The 13,580-nt window shown below is 46.9% G+C and carries 15 protein-coding genes and 1 other annotated feature; all 15 genes read right to left on the reverse strand.

Annotated features, from left to right (window positions below):
* Nucleotides 1-86 precede the first annotated feature (86 nt).
* Nucleotides 87-506 (reverse strand): hypothetical protein, encoded by a 420-nt coding sequence (locus ACKVDP_RS02045; RefSeq protein ID WP_409227129.1) that lies wholly within the window; start codon nt 504-506, stop codon nt 87-89.
* Nucleotides 507-601: 95 nt separating this feature from the next.
* Nucleotides 602-1,402 (reverse strand): histidinol-phosphatase HisJ family protein, encoded by an 801-nt coding sequence (locus ACKVDP_RS02050; RefSeq protein WP_409227130.1) that lies wholly within the window; start codon nt 1,400-1,402, stop codon nt 602-604.
* A gap of 10 nt (nt 1,403-1,412) precedes the next feature.
* Nucleotides 1,413-2,012 carry a bifunctional phosphoribosyl-AMP cyclohydrolase/phosphoribosyl-ATP diphosphatase HisIE gene (hisIE, locus tag ACKVDP_RS02055; RefSeq protein WP_409227131.1) on the reverse strand — a complete coding sequence of 200 codons (600 nt, stop codon included), beginning with the start codon at nt 2,010-2,012 and terminating at the stop codon, nt 1,413-1,415.
* Nucleotides 2,009-2,767, reverse strand: coding sequence for an imidazole glycerol phosphate synthase subunit HisF (hisF, locus tag ACKVDP_RS02060; RefSeq protein ID WP_409227132.1), 759 nt, complete (start codon nt 2,765-2,767; stop codon nt 2,009-2,011). Before hisF ends, hisIE begins: the two co-directional genes overlap by 4 nt.
* Nucleotides 2,761-3,468 (reverse strand): 1-(5-phosphoribosyl)-5-[(5-phosphoribosylamino)methylideneamino]imidazole-4-carboxamide isomerase, encoded by a 708-nt coding sequence (gene hisA / locus ACKVDP_RS02065; protein WP_409227133.1) that lies wholly within the window; start codon nt 3,466-3,468, stop codon nt 2,761-2,763. The genes hisF and hisA overlap by 7 nt, the downstream gene beginning before the upstream one ends.
* Nucleotides 3,465-4,067, reverse strand: coding sequence for an imidazole glycerol phosphate synthase subunit HisH (gene hisH / locus ACKVDP_RS02070; protein ID WP_409227134.1), 603 nt, complete (start codon nt 4,065-4,067; stop codon nt 3,465-3,467). The genes hisA and hisH overlap by 4 nt, the downstream gene beginning before the upstream one ends.
* Nucleotides 4,067-4,645: an imidazoleglycerol-phosphate dehydratase HisB gene (gene hisB / locus ACKVDP_RS02075; RefSeq protein ID WP_409227135.1), complete on the reverse strand. Its 579-nt coding sequence runs from the start codon at nt 4,643-4,645 to the stop codon at nt 4,067-4,069. Before hisB ends, hisH begins: the two co-directional genes overlap by 1 nt.
* A gap of 1 nt (nt 4,646) precedes the next feature.
* Entirely contained in the window at nt 4,647-5,639 is a 993-nt protein-coding gene (gene hisC, locus ACKVDP_RS02080) for a histidinol-phosphate transaminase (protein WP_409227136.1), read from the reverse strand.
* A 1-nt stretch (nt 5,640) separates the two neighbouring features.
* Nucleotides 5,641-6,921: a histidinol dehydrogenase gene (gene hisD / locus ACKVDP_RS02085; RefSeq protein ID WP_409227137.1), complete on the reverse strand. Its 1,281-nt coding sequence runs from the start codon at nt 6,919-6,921 to the stop codon at nt 5,641-5,643.
* A complete protein-coding gene (hisG, locus tag ACKVDP_RS02090) occupies nt 6,922-7,542 on the reverse strand; it encodes an ATP phosphoribosyltransferase (RefSeq protein ID WP_409227138.1) in 621 nt (206 codons plus the stop codon).
* Nucleotides 7,542-8,492 carry an ATP phosphoribosyltransferase regulatory subunit gene (locus tag ACKVDP_RS02095; protein ID WP_409227139.1) on the reverse strand — a complete coding sequence of 317 codons (951 nt, stop codon included), beginning with the start codon at nt 8,490-8,492 and terminating at the stop codon, nt 7,542-7,544. The genes hisG and ACKVDP_RS02095 overlap by 1 nt, the downstream gene beginning before the upstream one ends.
* Nucleotides 8,493-8,804: 312 nt before the next feature.
* On the reverse strand, nt 8,805-9,770 hold the full coding sequence (locus tag ACKVDP_RS02100; RefSeq protein ID WP_409227140.1) for a M20 family metallopeptidase: 966 nt from the start codon (nt 9,768-9,770) through the stop codon (nt 8,805-8,807).
* A 23-nt stretch (nt 9,771-9,793) separates the two neighbouring features.
* The gene (locus ACKVDP_RS02105) at nt 9,794-10,603 is read right to left on the reverse strand and encodes a hypothetical protein (protein WP_409227141.1); all 810 of its coding nucleotides are present in this window, start codon (nt 10,601-10,603) and stop codon (nt 9,794-9,796) included.
* A 12-nt stretch (nt 10,604-10,615) separates the two neighbouring features.
* On the reverse strand, nt 10,616-11,785 hold the full coding sequence (locus tag ACKVDP_RS02110; protein WP_409227142.1) for an argininosuccinate synthase: 1,170 nt from the start codon (nt 11,783-11,785) through the stop codon (nt 10,616-10,618).
* Between the two features lie 4 nt (nt 11,786-11,789).
* Nucleotides 11,790-13,175, reverse strand: a complete 1,386-nt coding sequence (gene argH, locus ACKVDP_RS02115) for an argininosuccinate lyase (RefSeq protein ID WP_409227143.1) — start codon at nt 13,173-13,175, stop codon at nt 11,790-11,792.
* 54 nt (nt 13,176-13,229) lie between these two features.
* Nucleotides 13,230-13,436: a binding site (T-box leader), on the reverse strand.
* Nucleotides 13,437-13,580 lie beyond the last annotated feature (144 nt).

The raw sequence follows: 13,580 nt of genomic DNA on the forward strand, positions 1-13,580 counted from the left end.
ACCTTGCAAATACTATTTCCCATCCATTTCCCAATTGGAAAATCCACCCCAAAACCAGGAGGTGGATTGATTGAAATTCCATATGTCTATACCTTGCCAGGCCTTATTATTGTGGATGAAAGCCTCTTGTTGTTTATAATCAGATAATCCAGCAGCTCGTCAAGCTCAGAGTTGGAAAGCTTATGTATTTCCTGGATCAGCCCTCTCACATTATCCGACTTTATTCCTATATCGTCCATTTTCTTCTCGCTTTTTTCCATTACAACAAAATGTTCCTGGAGAACCTTCTCCTGGAGTATGTGTATCTGGTTGAGATATGCCTGATGCCTCCTTTTACGAACTGAATCAGGGCTTGTATTGTAGAGAAAGGCTATTTCGGCATCAATCAGATCCTCCTCCAGGCAAAAATGAATCATCTGTTCATCCGAGATTTCATCGAAATTCAATTTTACTCCAGAGTCCCTCATGCTCAGTAGGTCAACATAGGATTCAACCTTGTCCTTCATTCCAACTCCTCCTTTCAGAAAAGCTTATCATTGGGTATGTTTCTAGATATATACCCAGAAACAAGTAGAAAAGGCAGCCTATATTGTATTTTAAGCTATCCAAGTGTCAATCTTGTCTCCCTTCTTCCCCTAAAGGATGAAACTGTCTCAAAACCAAGGGATTTAAGGTGCTCCATGGCTTCAGGAATTCCTGAACAATAATCCTGGTTGAAATGGGCATCAGATCCAATGGTTATTGTCCTTCCCCCCAAGTCTCTGTATCTCTCAAGCACCTCCCTCTTTGGGAATGCCGTGCCAAGAGGACCTCTATGACCGGATGTGTTAAGCTCAATTCCCTTACCCTTATCTATTATCCTCTGGAGTATTGAATCTATGATATGGCTGAAATCATGGTACCGGTAATCCCTTTTGTCGAAGGGTCCATATCTTATTATATAGTCAAGATGTCCCACCACATCAAAGCCATCAAAGTTCTCCACCATCTCATGGAGGATTTCAAAGTATCTTTGATATGCCTGATTTTGGTCCTTCCCGGTGAAAAAATCTCCCAGATAAAAGTCCTTTCCATCCCCATAGTGAATGGACCCTATGACAAAGTCAAAGGGGTAGCTGGCCAGGAATTCTTCTATTTCCGTTTTGTTTTCCTTCTCATAACCGATTTCAACCCCAACCTGGACGGGAAACCCACACTCCTCCTGGAAAAGCTTCATCCTTCCGAAGTATTTCCCGTAATCAATATGCTCCATAAACATTTCATCTGTAGTCCCAAAATCCACATGGTCCGTGAACATCACAAAATCCAGTCCCAATTTCTTGGCCCCGACTATATAATCCCTTATGTCAGCCTCGCTGTCCGGCGAATAGCTGGTGTGTACATGGTGGTCTGTATATCTCATGATGCACCCCCTATTTCATTCGACCCTTCAGTTCCATATAGATGTCCTCAAGGGTTACTCCCTGGTCCACAAGAAGGACCATCAGATGGTAAATCAGGTCACTGGATTCATAGATTAGCTCCTCTTTATTGTTCTTTGCACCGATTATCACTTCAGAGGACTCCTCTCCAATCTTCTTGAGGATCTTATCCAAACCCTTCTCAAAAAGGTAGCCCGTGTAGGAGCCCTCTTTTGGATTGGCTTTTCTCTCCGCAATTATTCCATAGAGCTTGGAAATTGTATCCGCACCGGTTTCGGCCCCCATCACCTGGTTGAAGAAGCAGGAGTAGCTTCCAGTATGGCAGGCAACCCCGGACTGGTTAACCTTAAGGAGAATTGTATCCCCATCACAGTCATAGTAGAAGCCCCTGACTTCCTGAATGTTTCCCGAGGTCTCCCCCTTCTTCCAGAGGCACTGCCGGGATCTTGAATAATAATGGGCAATGCCTGTTTCAAGGGTCAGATCAAGAGCCTCCTTGTTCATGTATGCAAGCATAAGCACCTCTCCAGTTGCAATATCCTGTGCAATGGCAGGTACCAATCCATCTTTGTCGTATTTGATATCCATCATAGCCTTACCTCGATTCCCTTTGACCTCATATATTCCTTAAGCTCCCTGATTTCGATCTCCTTGTAGTGGAAGACGCTGGCTGCAAGTACTCCATCCACATCAGCCTCCAGCACCGCCCTTGAGAAATCCTCCATCCTTCCGGCTCCCCCTGATGCAATAACTGGAACTCCAACATTTGATGTGATTGTCTTAAGAAGGTCAAGGTCATAGCCCTCCTTCATCCCGTCCGCATCGATGCTGTTTATCACAAGCTCTCCCGCTCCAAGCCTTACACCCTCCCTTGCCCACTCCAGGGCGTCAAGTCCGGTGTCTATTCTGCCGCCATTTATAAAGACTCCCCATTTGCCGTCATCAACCTTTTTCACATCCATGGACAGTACAACGCACTGGGCTCCGAATTTCAGGGAAGCCTCGGTGATAAGACTGGGGTTCCTTACAGCGGCTGAATTGACAGATACCTTGTCGGCACCCCTTCTAAGGATGTCGGTGAAATCCTCAACACTGTTGACCCCACCCCCAACACAGAAAGGGATGTTGATCCTGGCTGCAACCTTCTCTATGAATTCAAGGGAGATCCTTCTGGCATCATTGGTTGCGGTTATGTCGTAAAAGACAAGCTCATCCGCTCCCGCCCTGGAATAGTATTCACCCAGGACCTCCGGATCCTCAACATCGACTATGTCCGTAAATTTCTTTCCCTTGACAACTCTTCCATCCCTTACATCGAGACAGGGTATCACTCTTCTTGTCAGCATTTAAGAACCTCCTCCAAATCCAGATTTCCGTTGTAAAGGGCCTTTCCAATTATTGCCCCATTCAGACCCATACTCTTGAGCCTTTTAACATCCTCCATGGTTGTAATCCCCCCGGATGCTATTATCTGAAGGGACACTGCCTGCTGAAGGTCTCCATACATTTTGAAGTTGGGCCCTCCAAGCATTCCGTCCCTCTCTATGTCAGTATATACAATCCTCTTCAGTCCATATGACTCCAGCTCCCCGATATAGTCCAGGGCCCTTGTGTCTGATACATTCTCCCAGCCATCAGTGGCGATAAGTCCACCTATGGCATCGATCGAAACTACTATCCTGTCACCATACTCATCCAGCATCTCCCTTATCCAGGTCTTGTTCCTAAGGGCTGCAGTCCCTATGATGACCTGTGAAACCCCAAGGTCCAGAAAGGTCCTTACACCTACAGTATCCCTGATCCCGCCACCAAGCTGGACTGGGATCGAGACATTCTTAAGGATCCTCTCAACCACAGGCTGGTTTATCCTCTTTCCGTTCCTTGCTCCGTCCAGGTCCACAAGATGCAGCACCTGAGCTCCTTTTGCCTCCCATTCCAAGGCAACCTTCACCGGATCCTCACCGTACTTTGTAACCCTGTCATAGGAGCCCTGGGTAAGTCTTACACATGCCATGTCCTTCATATCTATTGCAGGATATATTATCATAGTATGATCTCCCCCAAAGCCTTGAACAGTCTGGCCCCAACATCTGAACTCTTTTCCGGGTGGAACTGAAAGCCGATTACATTTCCCCTTCTCACTATTGCCGGAATCTTTTCCCCGTATTCTGCGTAGGCAAGGATCTCCTCACCATTTGACCTGGCATAGTATGAGTGGACAAAGTAGACAAAATCTCCCGTGGAGGTATATTTTGTCAAGGGATCCTCCTTCTCCACCGTAAGGTTGTTCCAGCCCATGTGTGGGACCTTTGGCATCTGCTCCAGCTTGACGATTTCTCCGGGAATAAGTCCCAGGCCCTTGTATTCTCCATTTTCAAAGCTCCTGTCATACATGAGCTGCATCCCAAGACAGATGCCTATTACATATGTGCCCTCCTGACTCTTTTTGATCAGCAAATCCGCCAGACCGCTATCCCAGAGGGCGTTGGAGGCATCCCTGAAGGCCCCCACTCCAGGAAGAAATATGGCGGATGCGGAAGCTATCTCCTGTGGATCGCTGCTTATCCTGGTCATGATACCCTGCTTTTCCAAGGCTGTCTGAAGGCTTCTGAGATTTCCCAATCCATAATCCAGAATCACAATCATTACAAAACCCCCTTTGTACTCTTAACTTCACTTCCCACTATTAGGACAGCATCCTTCAAGGCTCTGCCCAGACCCTTGAATACTGCCTCTATCCTGTGGTGGTCATTCTCGCCTCTCATTAAGTCAATGTGAAGGGTTATGCCGGCTGAAAATGCAAATGCCCTCAAGAATTCCCTGAAGTCCTCCGTGCTCATATCCCCCAGCCTGTCACTGTTGAATTTCAGGTTATCAACAAGAAAGGGACGGTTTGAGATGTCAATGGCCACCAGGGCAAGGCTTTCATCCATGGGGGTGATTGTGGATGAGAACCTCTGTATCCCCTTTTTCTCACCCAGTGCCTCCTTTAGTGCTGCCCCCAGGGAAAGCCCCACATCCTCAACGGTGTGGTGACCATCAACATGGAGGTCCCCTTGACACTGAAGCTCCAGGTCAAAGCCAGCGTAGAATGCCATTGCCTTTAGCATGTGGTCAAAAAATCCAATCCCAGTATCAATATTTATTTCCCCAGACCCTTCAAGCCTCAGGCTCAGTTGGATCCTGGTCTCTAGTGTACTTCTCCTTACATTAGCTTCTCTCATTTTACACCTCCTGGATGGCTTTGAGTACTGCGTCGTTTTCCTCCGGTGTTCCTATGGTGATCCTGTAGTAGCCCTGAAGGTCTCCTCCAAAGCCCCGTATCATAATCCCCTTTTTGGAAAGGGATTCATCAAGCCCATCCTTTGCCGGGAATAATAGGAAGTTGGTATGTGACTCAAGAGGCTTGAAGCCCTTTTTCTCAAGCTCCACCTTCATCCTTTCACGTTCGGACTTAATCATCTGGAGATTACCCTGTGTTACCTTATCCTCAAGCAATGCCCTTGCCCCAATCTCCTGTGAAAGGACGTTCACATTGTAGGGTGACCTGACCCGGTTGATGTAGTCTATGATCTCCCTGTTCCCTATCATGTAGCCTAGCCTTATTCCCGCCAGGGCCATGGCCTTTGAGAAGGTCCTTAGGACCACCAGGTTAAGCTTATCCCTGGTGTCATCCACCAGGGGACAGTCTGAGAATTCAATGTATGCCTCATCAAGGACCACCATGGCATCCACGGAATCGACTATCCTCCGGATGTCCTCCCTGGCGAAGAGGGTTCCCGTGGGATTGTTGGGGTTACTAATTATTACAAGCTTTGCCTTCTCTTTTCTTGCAAACTCAATGAATCCATCCACATTAAGCCTTTCCATTCCCTCCAGGGGATATTCCTCATAGCGACCCTTGTGGATAATGGTAAAGATCCTGTACATGCTGAAGGTTGGAGAGATGCTGACCACTGTCTCCCCTGCATCAAGGTATGCCTTCATCACAAGCTCGATGAGCTCGCTTGATCCATTTCCAATCAACAGCTCGTCAGGCTCCTTGTTGAGCCTTTCCGAGAGCAGGTCCCGCAGCCTGTCACTCCTGTCCACCGGATAGCGGTTCAAGCCCTCCATCCATTCCACTCCCTCGTTGGCATCAAGCTTTATCCTGTATTCCATTTCCTTCACGTCATATGCCTTGAGATTTTTGATCTCTTCCCTAAGATACTTGTACATGTCAGTCCTCCATTCTCACCCTTATTGAATTTGCATGGCCGGTCAGGGCCTCGTCCCTTGCCAGGGTCATGATGTCACCTGAGGCTTTTTCCAGAGCCTCTTTTGAGTAATATATAAGAGAGGTCTTCTTGCAGAAGTCCTCCACCCCAAGGGCTGATGAGAATCTCGCCGTCCTTGAGGTTGGCAGGGTGTGATTTGGTCCTGCATAGTAGTCACCCACCGGTTCAGGTGTGTATTCCCCAAGGAATATGGCTCCAGCATTCCTGATTCTCTTGTAGTCCTCAAGGGGATTCTCCGTCAGGAGCTCCAGATGCTCGGGAGCCAGCCTGTTTACAATATGGAAGCCCTCCTCCATGCTATCCACGACTATCAATGCACCGTAGTCGGCAAGGGCCTTTTCCGCTATCTCCCATCTCGCAAGCTCCATAAGCTGTCTTGAAAGCTCCTGTTCAATCCTCCCTGCAAGGGAGTCTGAGTCAGTCACCACAATGCTTGCAGCCCTTTGGTCATGCTCTGCCTGGGCTATGAGGTCGGCAGCTATATATCTGGGGTTTGCCCCTTCACCGGCAAGGACCACCACCTCACTTGGGCCTGCTATCATATCTATTCCAACCATTCCGGACACCTTTCGCTTTGCCATTGCAACATAGATGTTTCCAGGGCCCACAATCTTGTCAACCTTCCTTATGGTTTCAGTCCCATAGCAAAGTGCACCTACCGCCTGGGCTCCTCCCATCTTGAATATATCCGTAACACCCAAAAGGTCTGCGGCCACCAGGACCGAGTCCCTGATCCTACCGTCCTTGCCAGCCGGTGTGGCGATCACAATCTCCCTGACCCCTGCCAGGTTTGCCGGAATAACATTCATCATTACAGTTGACGGGTAGGATGCAGTTCCACCAGGGACATATATTCCAACCCTTTCGATCGGGTTGACCAATTGTCCAAGAAGGATATCATCCTCCTGGACAATGAAGCCCTGGTCAACCTGATTTTTGTGGAACCTGGTTATGTTTTCTATGGCATTTTCCATTGCCTTCCTCAAGCCGGGATCAATATTCTCCCTTGCCTCCTCAATTTCCTCCCTGGTGACCCTGAGATTCTCCAATTCGTGTCCATCATACATTTTCGTGTATTCCAAGAGGGCACTATCACCCCTAAGCCTTACATCATCAAGTATCTGGTCAACCCTCTGAAGAACCTCAGGAGAATCCATCTGGGTCCGATTCAGTATCTTCTCAAGCTCTTCCATACCATCTATCCCATTAATCCTCTGAATCATCTACTCACCTCCCAATATCCTCTCTATTTCCTGTATTATCCCGTACTTGAACCTGTAGCTTACCTTGTTTACAATCAGCCTTGCGCTTATGTGATCCAGGTCCTCCAGGATCTCCAGCCCGTTATCCCTTAAGGTATTGCCCGTCTCCACTATATCCACTATTACATCGCTGAGGCCTATCAGGGGTGCCAGCTCCACAGACCCGTTAAGCTTGATGATCTCAATTCTCTGGTCCCGGTTCTCGAAAACCGATTGAACATACTGGGGATACTTGGATGCAATCCTCAGTACATCATTCTTCTTGTCGGAAAGCCTGTCCTTGAAGCCGGCAATTGCAAATCTGCATTTTCCGTAATCAAGGTCCATTATCTCGTAAACGTCCTTGTTCTCCTCAAGGATGACATCCTTGCCTACAATTCCAAGATCCGCCACTCCCTTCTCAACATAGGTGACCACATCGGAGGGCTTGACGAAGATAAAGGTTGTCTTGCCGCTGATGTCCTTAAATACTAGCTTCCTGGAATTTTTCTCCCTTACGATCTCCATGTCCGTGCCCTTGAACAGCTCAAGACCCTTTTCACCAAGCCTTCCCTTGGCTATGGCTATGGTAATATTGTCCATTATCTCCCCTCCTCAATCCTGATGCTGGTAACAAGGTCCAAATCAATCATAAAGCCGATTGCAGGTACCCTAAGCCCAAACTCCTCCGTCAAGCGGTCATACCGGCCACCGCTTAGGATCTTGTTGGGTACCCCAAGACAGTAGCCCTTGAATATGATCCCATCGTAGTAATCCAAATCAGGTAGCATGGAAAGGTCAAACTTTATCTCACCTGTGGTATACCTTCTGTTGAAGGATTCCATAAGCTTCTCCAGCTCGTCAATTGCCTCACTCATTTCCCTGTTCATGGGGTATGCCTTTGCCATCCGGATTACCTCCTCCATATCCCCCTGCAGATGGAGGATATGCTCCAAAGCTGTCCCCTCAAGTCCCAGACTTTTAAGCTTAATTCTAAGCCCATACCTATTCTTCTTGGAAATCAGGTCCCTGACTTCAGACTCCTCATCCAAATCCAGCTCCAGCTCCTTGAATATCCCATCCAGGTATTTGCTTGAGCCCAGCTCCAGGATCACAGGCTTGCCAAGGGTCCCCATAAGGCTGGTGGCCATTTCAACTATCTCCTGGTCGGCAGCCAGGACATCCTCCCCCAGGGATTCAATCCCCATCTGATAGTTCTCAAGGATCTTCCCCCCGGGCTTGTTCAGATAGATCTTTGAGTTGTAGTAGACCTTAAGGGGAGGCTCACCGTCCCATTTTGAGAATATCTCTCCAAGAACGTTTGTGGTTATGTCAGGCCTGAGTATATATATCCTGGAATTTCCACTGAGCACCTTTACAGTCTTTGAGGAATCCTGCCTGAAGTTTGAACGGACATACAGGTCGTACTTCTGAAATATTCTAGGCTCTATAAGTGAAAAGCCCCTTTTCTCAAAGTAGCCCTCAAACTCCCGCTCAACCCTCTTTTTGAATTTTGTAACCTCCAGCTCCTCCGTTATGCTTGTAAATCTCATATTATCCTCCCCCTATCAAAAAAATAAAAAACCATATAGGCAGGCTATATGGTTAAAGTACAATATTCCATCATAGATCCTTGCCCGTGTTTTTTGAACAGCTTAACAAGAGCATGCATCTATGAACTGTTAAAAGCTCATAATTACAAACTCCAAGGTCTATGATGATGAAGTTTTTCAATTTGTGTTTTTTTGATATACATGTCCCCAACTCCAATACTTTTGTCGATGTGTTAAATTATAACATTACCACGCTAAATTGACAAGAGCATTTTTTCAGATCTTTTTAAAGCATCCTTCTTAAAGCTCAAGCTAGAGGTCAGCCATGATAAGTCCCTTAATTATTTCTATGCCCTTTTCCACCTGGGCCCTTTCGACATACTCATCCTCCGAGTGGGCTTGCTTGATGCTTCCCGCCCCAAAAACAATTGTGTTTATGCCTTCCTCCTGAAAGAGGCTCCCCTCCGTCCAGAAGTCAACCTCATGGAACTCACCCTTAAACAGTGGCTTCTCGTTGATCAGGGGAGGCCCATTGAACCTGTTGGTGATTTTCGTCTCACTGCTGCTTTTTTTTATGGCTTCAACCACACTATCCAGCCTTTCGAAGGTCCTTAAGGATGCCCTGTAGGTACACCTTTGGGAGACAACATTCCCTCCAGTGCCCCCCTCTATTATCCCCACGTTGAAGCCCAGTCCGTCCAGCCTGATTATATTGTGGGCAGCCTTGATGATGGCACCCTTTGATCCTGTGGATGAATGGGCTGATTCTGCAAAATCCTCCAGTGTAAAGGAGTAATAGCCCCTGTGCTTGTTTACAAGCCTCAATTCTGTCGGCTCGCATACAACCGCCCGGTGTATGCCCTCTTTCAAGTCAGACTCCAGGAAATATTTCACCCCTGTCTTGATCCCAGACTCCTCATCAACTGAAAACAGGACCATGAGATTTTTGGGTTGGGTCTCCTCAAGGGCCTTCAGCACCATGTAGATGTTTCCCTTGGTGTCACAGGCTCCAAGTCCGTAGACCCTCCCCTCCTTCTCATACATGTCAAGAGGGTCATGAGACCAGGCATTTGATGGTTTGACCGTGTCCATATGACAGTTTATCACCAGGTCTGGCTCACCAAAAACACCAATCACATTGGCCTTGTTCTCGCTGATCTCCTGGATATGAACCTGGCAGCCTTCAATAGCATTCAGCGCCTTCACCAGATAGTCAATCATTTCTCTGTAATTGCCATCATATGTGTTTATTCCAATTAGGTCAGACAACAATTTCATAGGGACACCCTACTTTCCTCATATTAAACTTCCTGGTCTGCAGTGATTTCAGAAATCAGGAAATATGACACGCTGTTTTCCAGATACTTGCCCTTGATTATATATTTCTTTCCGTTCTTGATCTCATCATTTATCATTCTGTATATCTTTGAATTGTTCTGCTGAACCCAGAAGGTATCCCCCAGGCTTTCCAATTCGTCCTTGGCCATTGGGTACTCATCAAGCTCAAACTTCTCCGTGGTGTTTCCCAACAGGGTTTCAAAGGGGTTGTTTGGAATCTTGGTCTTTACAAGCATACTGTTTTTTCTTGTGTGCACAAATCCGTATGAAAGGATATTGAGGGGATGAATGTTCTTCAGGTATATATTTGAGCTTGGATTGTCGGTCTGGATTATGAAGGTCAGGTAATCCTTGTCCTGGACAAGATGCAGGGCAAGTGCAAAGGTAAGTGATCCAAGTCCTTCACCTTCATGGGCAGGATCAACCAGAAGCGTCCACTCATGGGCTATCTTGGGGTCTGAAACATTCCCAACCACGCAAAGCTTGGCAACGGGTATTCCGTCAATAAGGAATCCTGCAGTCAGGCCTGCTCCAATTGTTCCAAAGTTTGCAAAGGTCCAGTCCGGTGCAGCCATTCCCGCCCCGTATGCCTTCTCATTGAGCTGTACCATCTCATAGGTGAAGTCGAAGCCTTCAGTTGTTGCAGGGTCAATGAAGTTGGTCTTGAAGGGGAAACCCTCCATAAGTGTCTTGTACTTGTCCCAGTGCAGTCTGTTTACAACTATAAATACCTCTAGATTCAAGTCCTCATATTTTTTCAATAGTTCATTCATTATTTATTCCTCCTATTCTATATTTGCAAGTCTCTGCTGCATTGAATACAGCTTGATGAATCCATTTGCTTCAGTCCCGCTCCATTTGGATTCCTGTGCATACATGGCGATATTTGCATTGACCATAGAATTGGGCGAGCTCAGCTCCACAACCTGAACGCTGTTTGGCTGAACCTTAAGCTTGACGGTTCCACTGACCCTTTCCTGAACGGAATCCGCATATGCCTCTATGTTCTTGACCAGAGGCTCGTAGTAGAGTCCGCCATACACTAGGTCTGACCACTCTTTTGAAGCCTCCTTGCCAAACAGTATCTGTCTCTTGGTGAGAACAATCTGCTCCAGCTTCTTATGGGCCTCGATCAGGGCCAAGAGTGCGGGGGATTCAAACATGATTCTTCCCTTAATACCGATTATGCAGTCTCCAACATAGATGTTGCTGCCGTAGCCGTATGCTCCCAGAATGGCATTAAGCTTTGATATTAGCTCAACGCCCTGAACGTCCTTACCATTGAGCTTGGTTGGAAGTCCCTTTTCAAACTCCAGCTCCAGGTACTCTTCCGTCTTGGAAGGGTCCCTCTTTGTCAGGGTGTATGCAAAGCTGTCCGGCTCCTTGTTCTGGTCGATCTCGGTTCCTGAAACGGTTATTCCGAATATGTTCTCATTTATGGAGTACTTCTTCAGCTCCTTGTCAACCTGGAAGCCTTTTTCTTCAAGATACTCAATCTCTTTGGCCCTTGTGATGTTAAGCTCCTTTATTGGTGCGATTATATTCCCTTCCGGATTAAGTGTGATCAGGGAAGCCTCAAATCTTACCTGGTCATTTCCCACCGCTGTTGATCCGTGGGCAACGGTGTCTGTCCCTTCAGCCTCTGCAATTTTTAGAATTTCCTCTGCAATGATGTATCTGTCTGCACACATCAATGGATACTCGTCTTCATACAGTCCATTGAGCTTTATTAGATACTGGATGATGTTCTCGTATATGACCTCTGTGGCATCCACAGTGTAATGCTTTATGCTTCCCAGCTTCTTTGACTTCTCTTCAATTTCCTTTAGCTTGTCCTCACTGAAACCTCCGGTGTTTACCACCGCTGTTATTACATCATAGCCCTGGTCTTTCAGATACAGGACACAGAAGGATGTGTCCAGTCCTCCTGAAAAGGCCAATACAACTTTTTTCATATTCCTACACTCCAATCTCTTTATTTAAGAATTCCCTACCTCGTTCAATGGACCTAAGCACTGCCTCCCTGGCAGGTCCACCGATCAGGTTTCTCTTGTTCACACATGTCTCAACGGATATTTCACTGTATATGTCTTCCTCTATCAGATGGCTGAAGCCCTTGAATTCTTCAAGTGAAACCTCCGACAGCTTCCTGTTCCCCTTCAAAGCGAACTGAACGATCTGCCCTGATATTTCATGGGTCTCCCTGAATGGAACCCCCTTCCTTACCAGATAATCCGCAAGGTCTGTGGCATTTGTGTAGCCATCCTCTGAGGCCTCATACATCCTGTCCCTGTTGAACCTTATGGTCTTTATCATGCCGGTAAACATGTCTACACATGCCTTCACAGTGTCAATTGCATCAAACACGGCTTCCTTGTCCTCCTGCATGTCCTTGTTATATGCCAGTGGCAGTGATTTCATCACGGTCAGGAGTGTCATGTTTGAACCATATACCCTGCCGGTCTTTCCTCTTATGAGCTCCGCCACATCAGGGTTTTTCTTCTGTGGCATTATGCTGCTGCCTGTGCTGAACCCGTCATCCACCTCAACATATGCAAACTCTCCGGTTGCCCAAAGTATGATCTCCTCGCAGAACCTGCTAAGGTGCATCATTACAATTGACAGATCCGAGGTCAGCTCTATTGCAAAGTCCCTGTCGCTGACTCCATCCAGGCTGTTGTAGGTGATGTCGTTGAAACCAAGTAGCTGGCAGGTGTACTCCCTGTCCAGGTCAAAGGTTGTTCCGGCCAATGCTCCTGAGCCCAGGGGCATTATCATGATCCTCTTCTTTGCATCAAGGAGCCTTTCAATGTCACGCCTGAACATTTCAAAGTATGCCATCAGATGATGTCCTAGGGTCAGGGGCTGTGCCTTCTGCATGTGGGTATATCCAGAAAGTATGGTGTCCAGATTGTCCTCAGCGATTGAAAGCAGTGACTCCTCCAGGCCTTTTAAAAGTTCCACCAGAAGGTCAACCTCCTTGCCCAGATACATCCTGAAGTCTGTTGCAACCTGGTCGTTCCTGCTTCTTCCCGTGTGGATCTTCTTGCCAAGTTCACCGATTCTGTCAGTCAGTGTGGCTTCGATAAATGTATGGATATCCTCGTGCTCAAACCCTATCTGGAGCTTTCCACCATCAATGTCCTGGAGTATTTCATTTAGGGTCGCTTCAACCCTTACAGTCTCCTCATCAGTCAGGACCCCACACCTGTTCAAGGTCTTGGCGTGGGCAATGCTTCCAAGTATATCCTCTCTATATAACCGCCTATCAACGTGAATTGAGGATTGGAAATCAAATGCCGCCTTTTCAGTTTGATTCTCAAAACGTCCTCCCCATAGCTTCACTTACATCACTCCTTTTTTCAAAAAATTTGTATAAAAAAATCCCGTTCTCTAAAACTAAGAGACGGGATTGCCGTGGTACCACTCAAATTGACATAAACTATGTCCACTCAAAGCCTTATCGCTGGCTAACGTTCCTCCTACTGCTATTTCAAAGGAAATCTCATTGGTCCTCTTCCCACCAGGCTTGAACATCGGGCTTCCACCGTCCCCAACTCGCTATATCAAGTAACTTAGTAGTACTCTCCAACTCATCGACTTAAAGTATTAATAATTGTTGCTAATTATATCAAACTGGCCTTCAATGTCAAGCAAAAATTTGTCAGACCAGATTAATTTATGAGTGCTTATCAGTTCCTTTAACAAGGAAACCACAAGCTAGGCCTAACCTGCTTGTGGTTGCTTTTC

The organism is Gudongella ferriphila (assembly GCF_046224405.1).
Classification (GTDB): Bacteria; Bacillota; Clostridia; order Tissierellales; family Tissierellaceae; genus Gudongella.

Coding starts and splice junctions, on each gene's coding strand:
- hisG (WP_409227138.1), bottom strand. CDS start 7,542: ATGGACAATATTACCATAGCCATAGCCAAGGGAAGGCTTGGTGAAAAG.
- hisF (WP_409227132.1), bottom strand. CDS start 2,767: ATGCTGACAAGAAGAGTGATACCCTGTCTCGATGTAAGGGATGGAAGA.
- ACKVDP_RS02110 (WP_409227142.1), bottom strand. CDS start 11,785: ATGAAAAAAGTTGTATTGGCCTTTTCAGGAGGACTGGACACATCCTTC.
- ACKVDP_RS02105 (WP_409227141.1), bottom strand. CDS start 10,603: ATGAATGAACTATTGAAAAAATATGAGGACTTGAATCTAGAGGTATTT.
- ACKVDP_RS02100 (WP_409227140.1), bottom strand. CDS start 9,770: ATGAAATTGTTGTCTGACCTAATTGGAATAAACACATATGATGGCAAT.
- hisIE (WP_409227131.1), bottom strand. CDS start 2,012: ATGATGGATATCAAATACGACAAAGATGGATTGGTACCTGCCATTGCA.
- hisA (WP_409227133.1), bottom strand. CDS start 3,468: ATGATAATATATCCTGCAATAGATATGAAGGACATGGCATGTGTAAGA.
- hisH (WP_409227134.1), bottom strand. CDS start 4,067: ATGATTGTGATTCTGGATTATGGATTGGGAAATCTCAGAAGCCTTCAG.
- ACKVDP_RS02050 (WP_409227130.1), bottom strand. CDS start 1,402: ATGAGATATACAGACCACCATGTACACACCAGCTATTCGCCGGACAGC.
- ACKVDP_RS02095 (WP_409227139.1), bottom strand. CDS start 8,492: ATGAGATTTACAAGCATAACGGAGGAGCTGGAGGTTACAAAATTCAAA.
- hisB (WP_409227135.1), bottom strand. CDS start 4,645: ATGAGAGAAGCTAATGTAAGGAGAAGTACACTAGAGACCAGGATCCAA.
- hisC (WP_409227136.1), bottom strand. CDS start 5,639: ATGTACAAGTATCTTAGGGAAGAGATCAAAAATCTCAAGGCATATGAC.
- ACKVDP_RS02045 (WP_409227129.1), bottom strand. CDS start 506: ATGAAGGACAAGGTTGAATCCTATGTTGACCTACTGAGCATGAGGGAC.
- hisD (WP_409227137.1), bottom strand. CDS start 6,921: ATGATTCAGAGGATTAATGGGATAGATGGTATGGAAGAGCTTGAGAAG.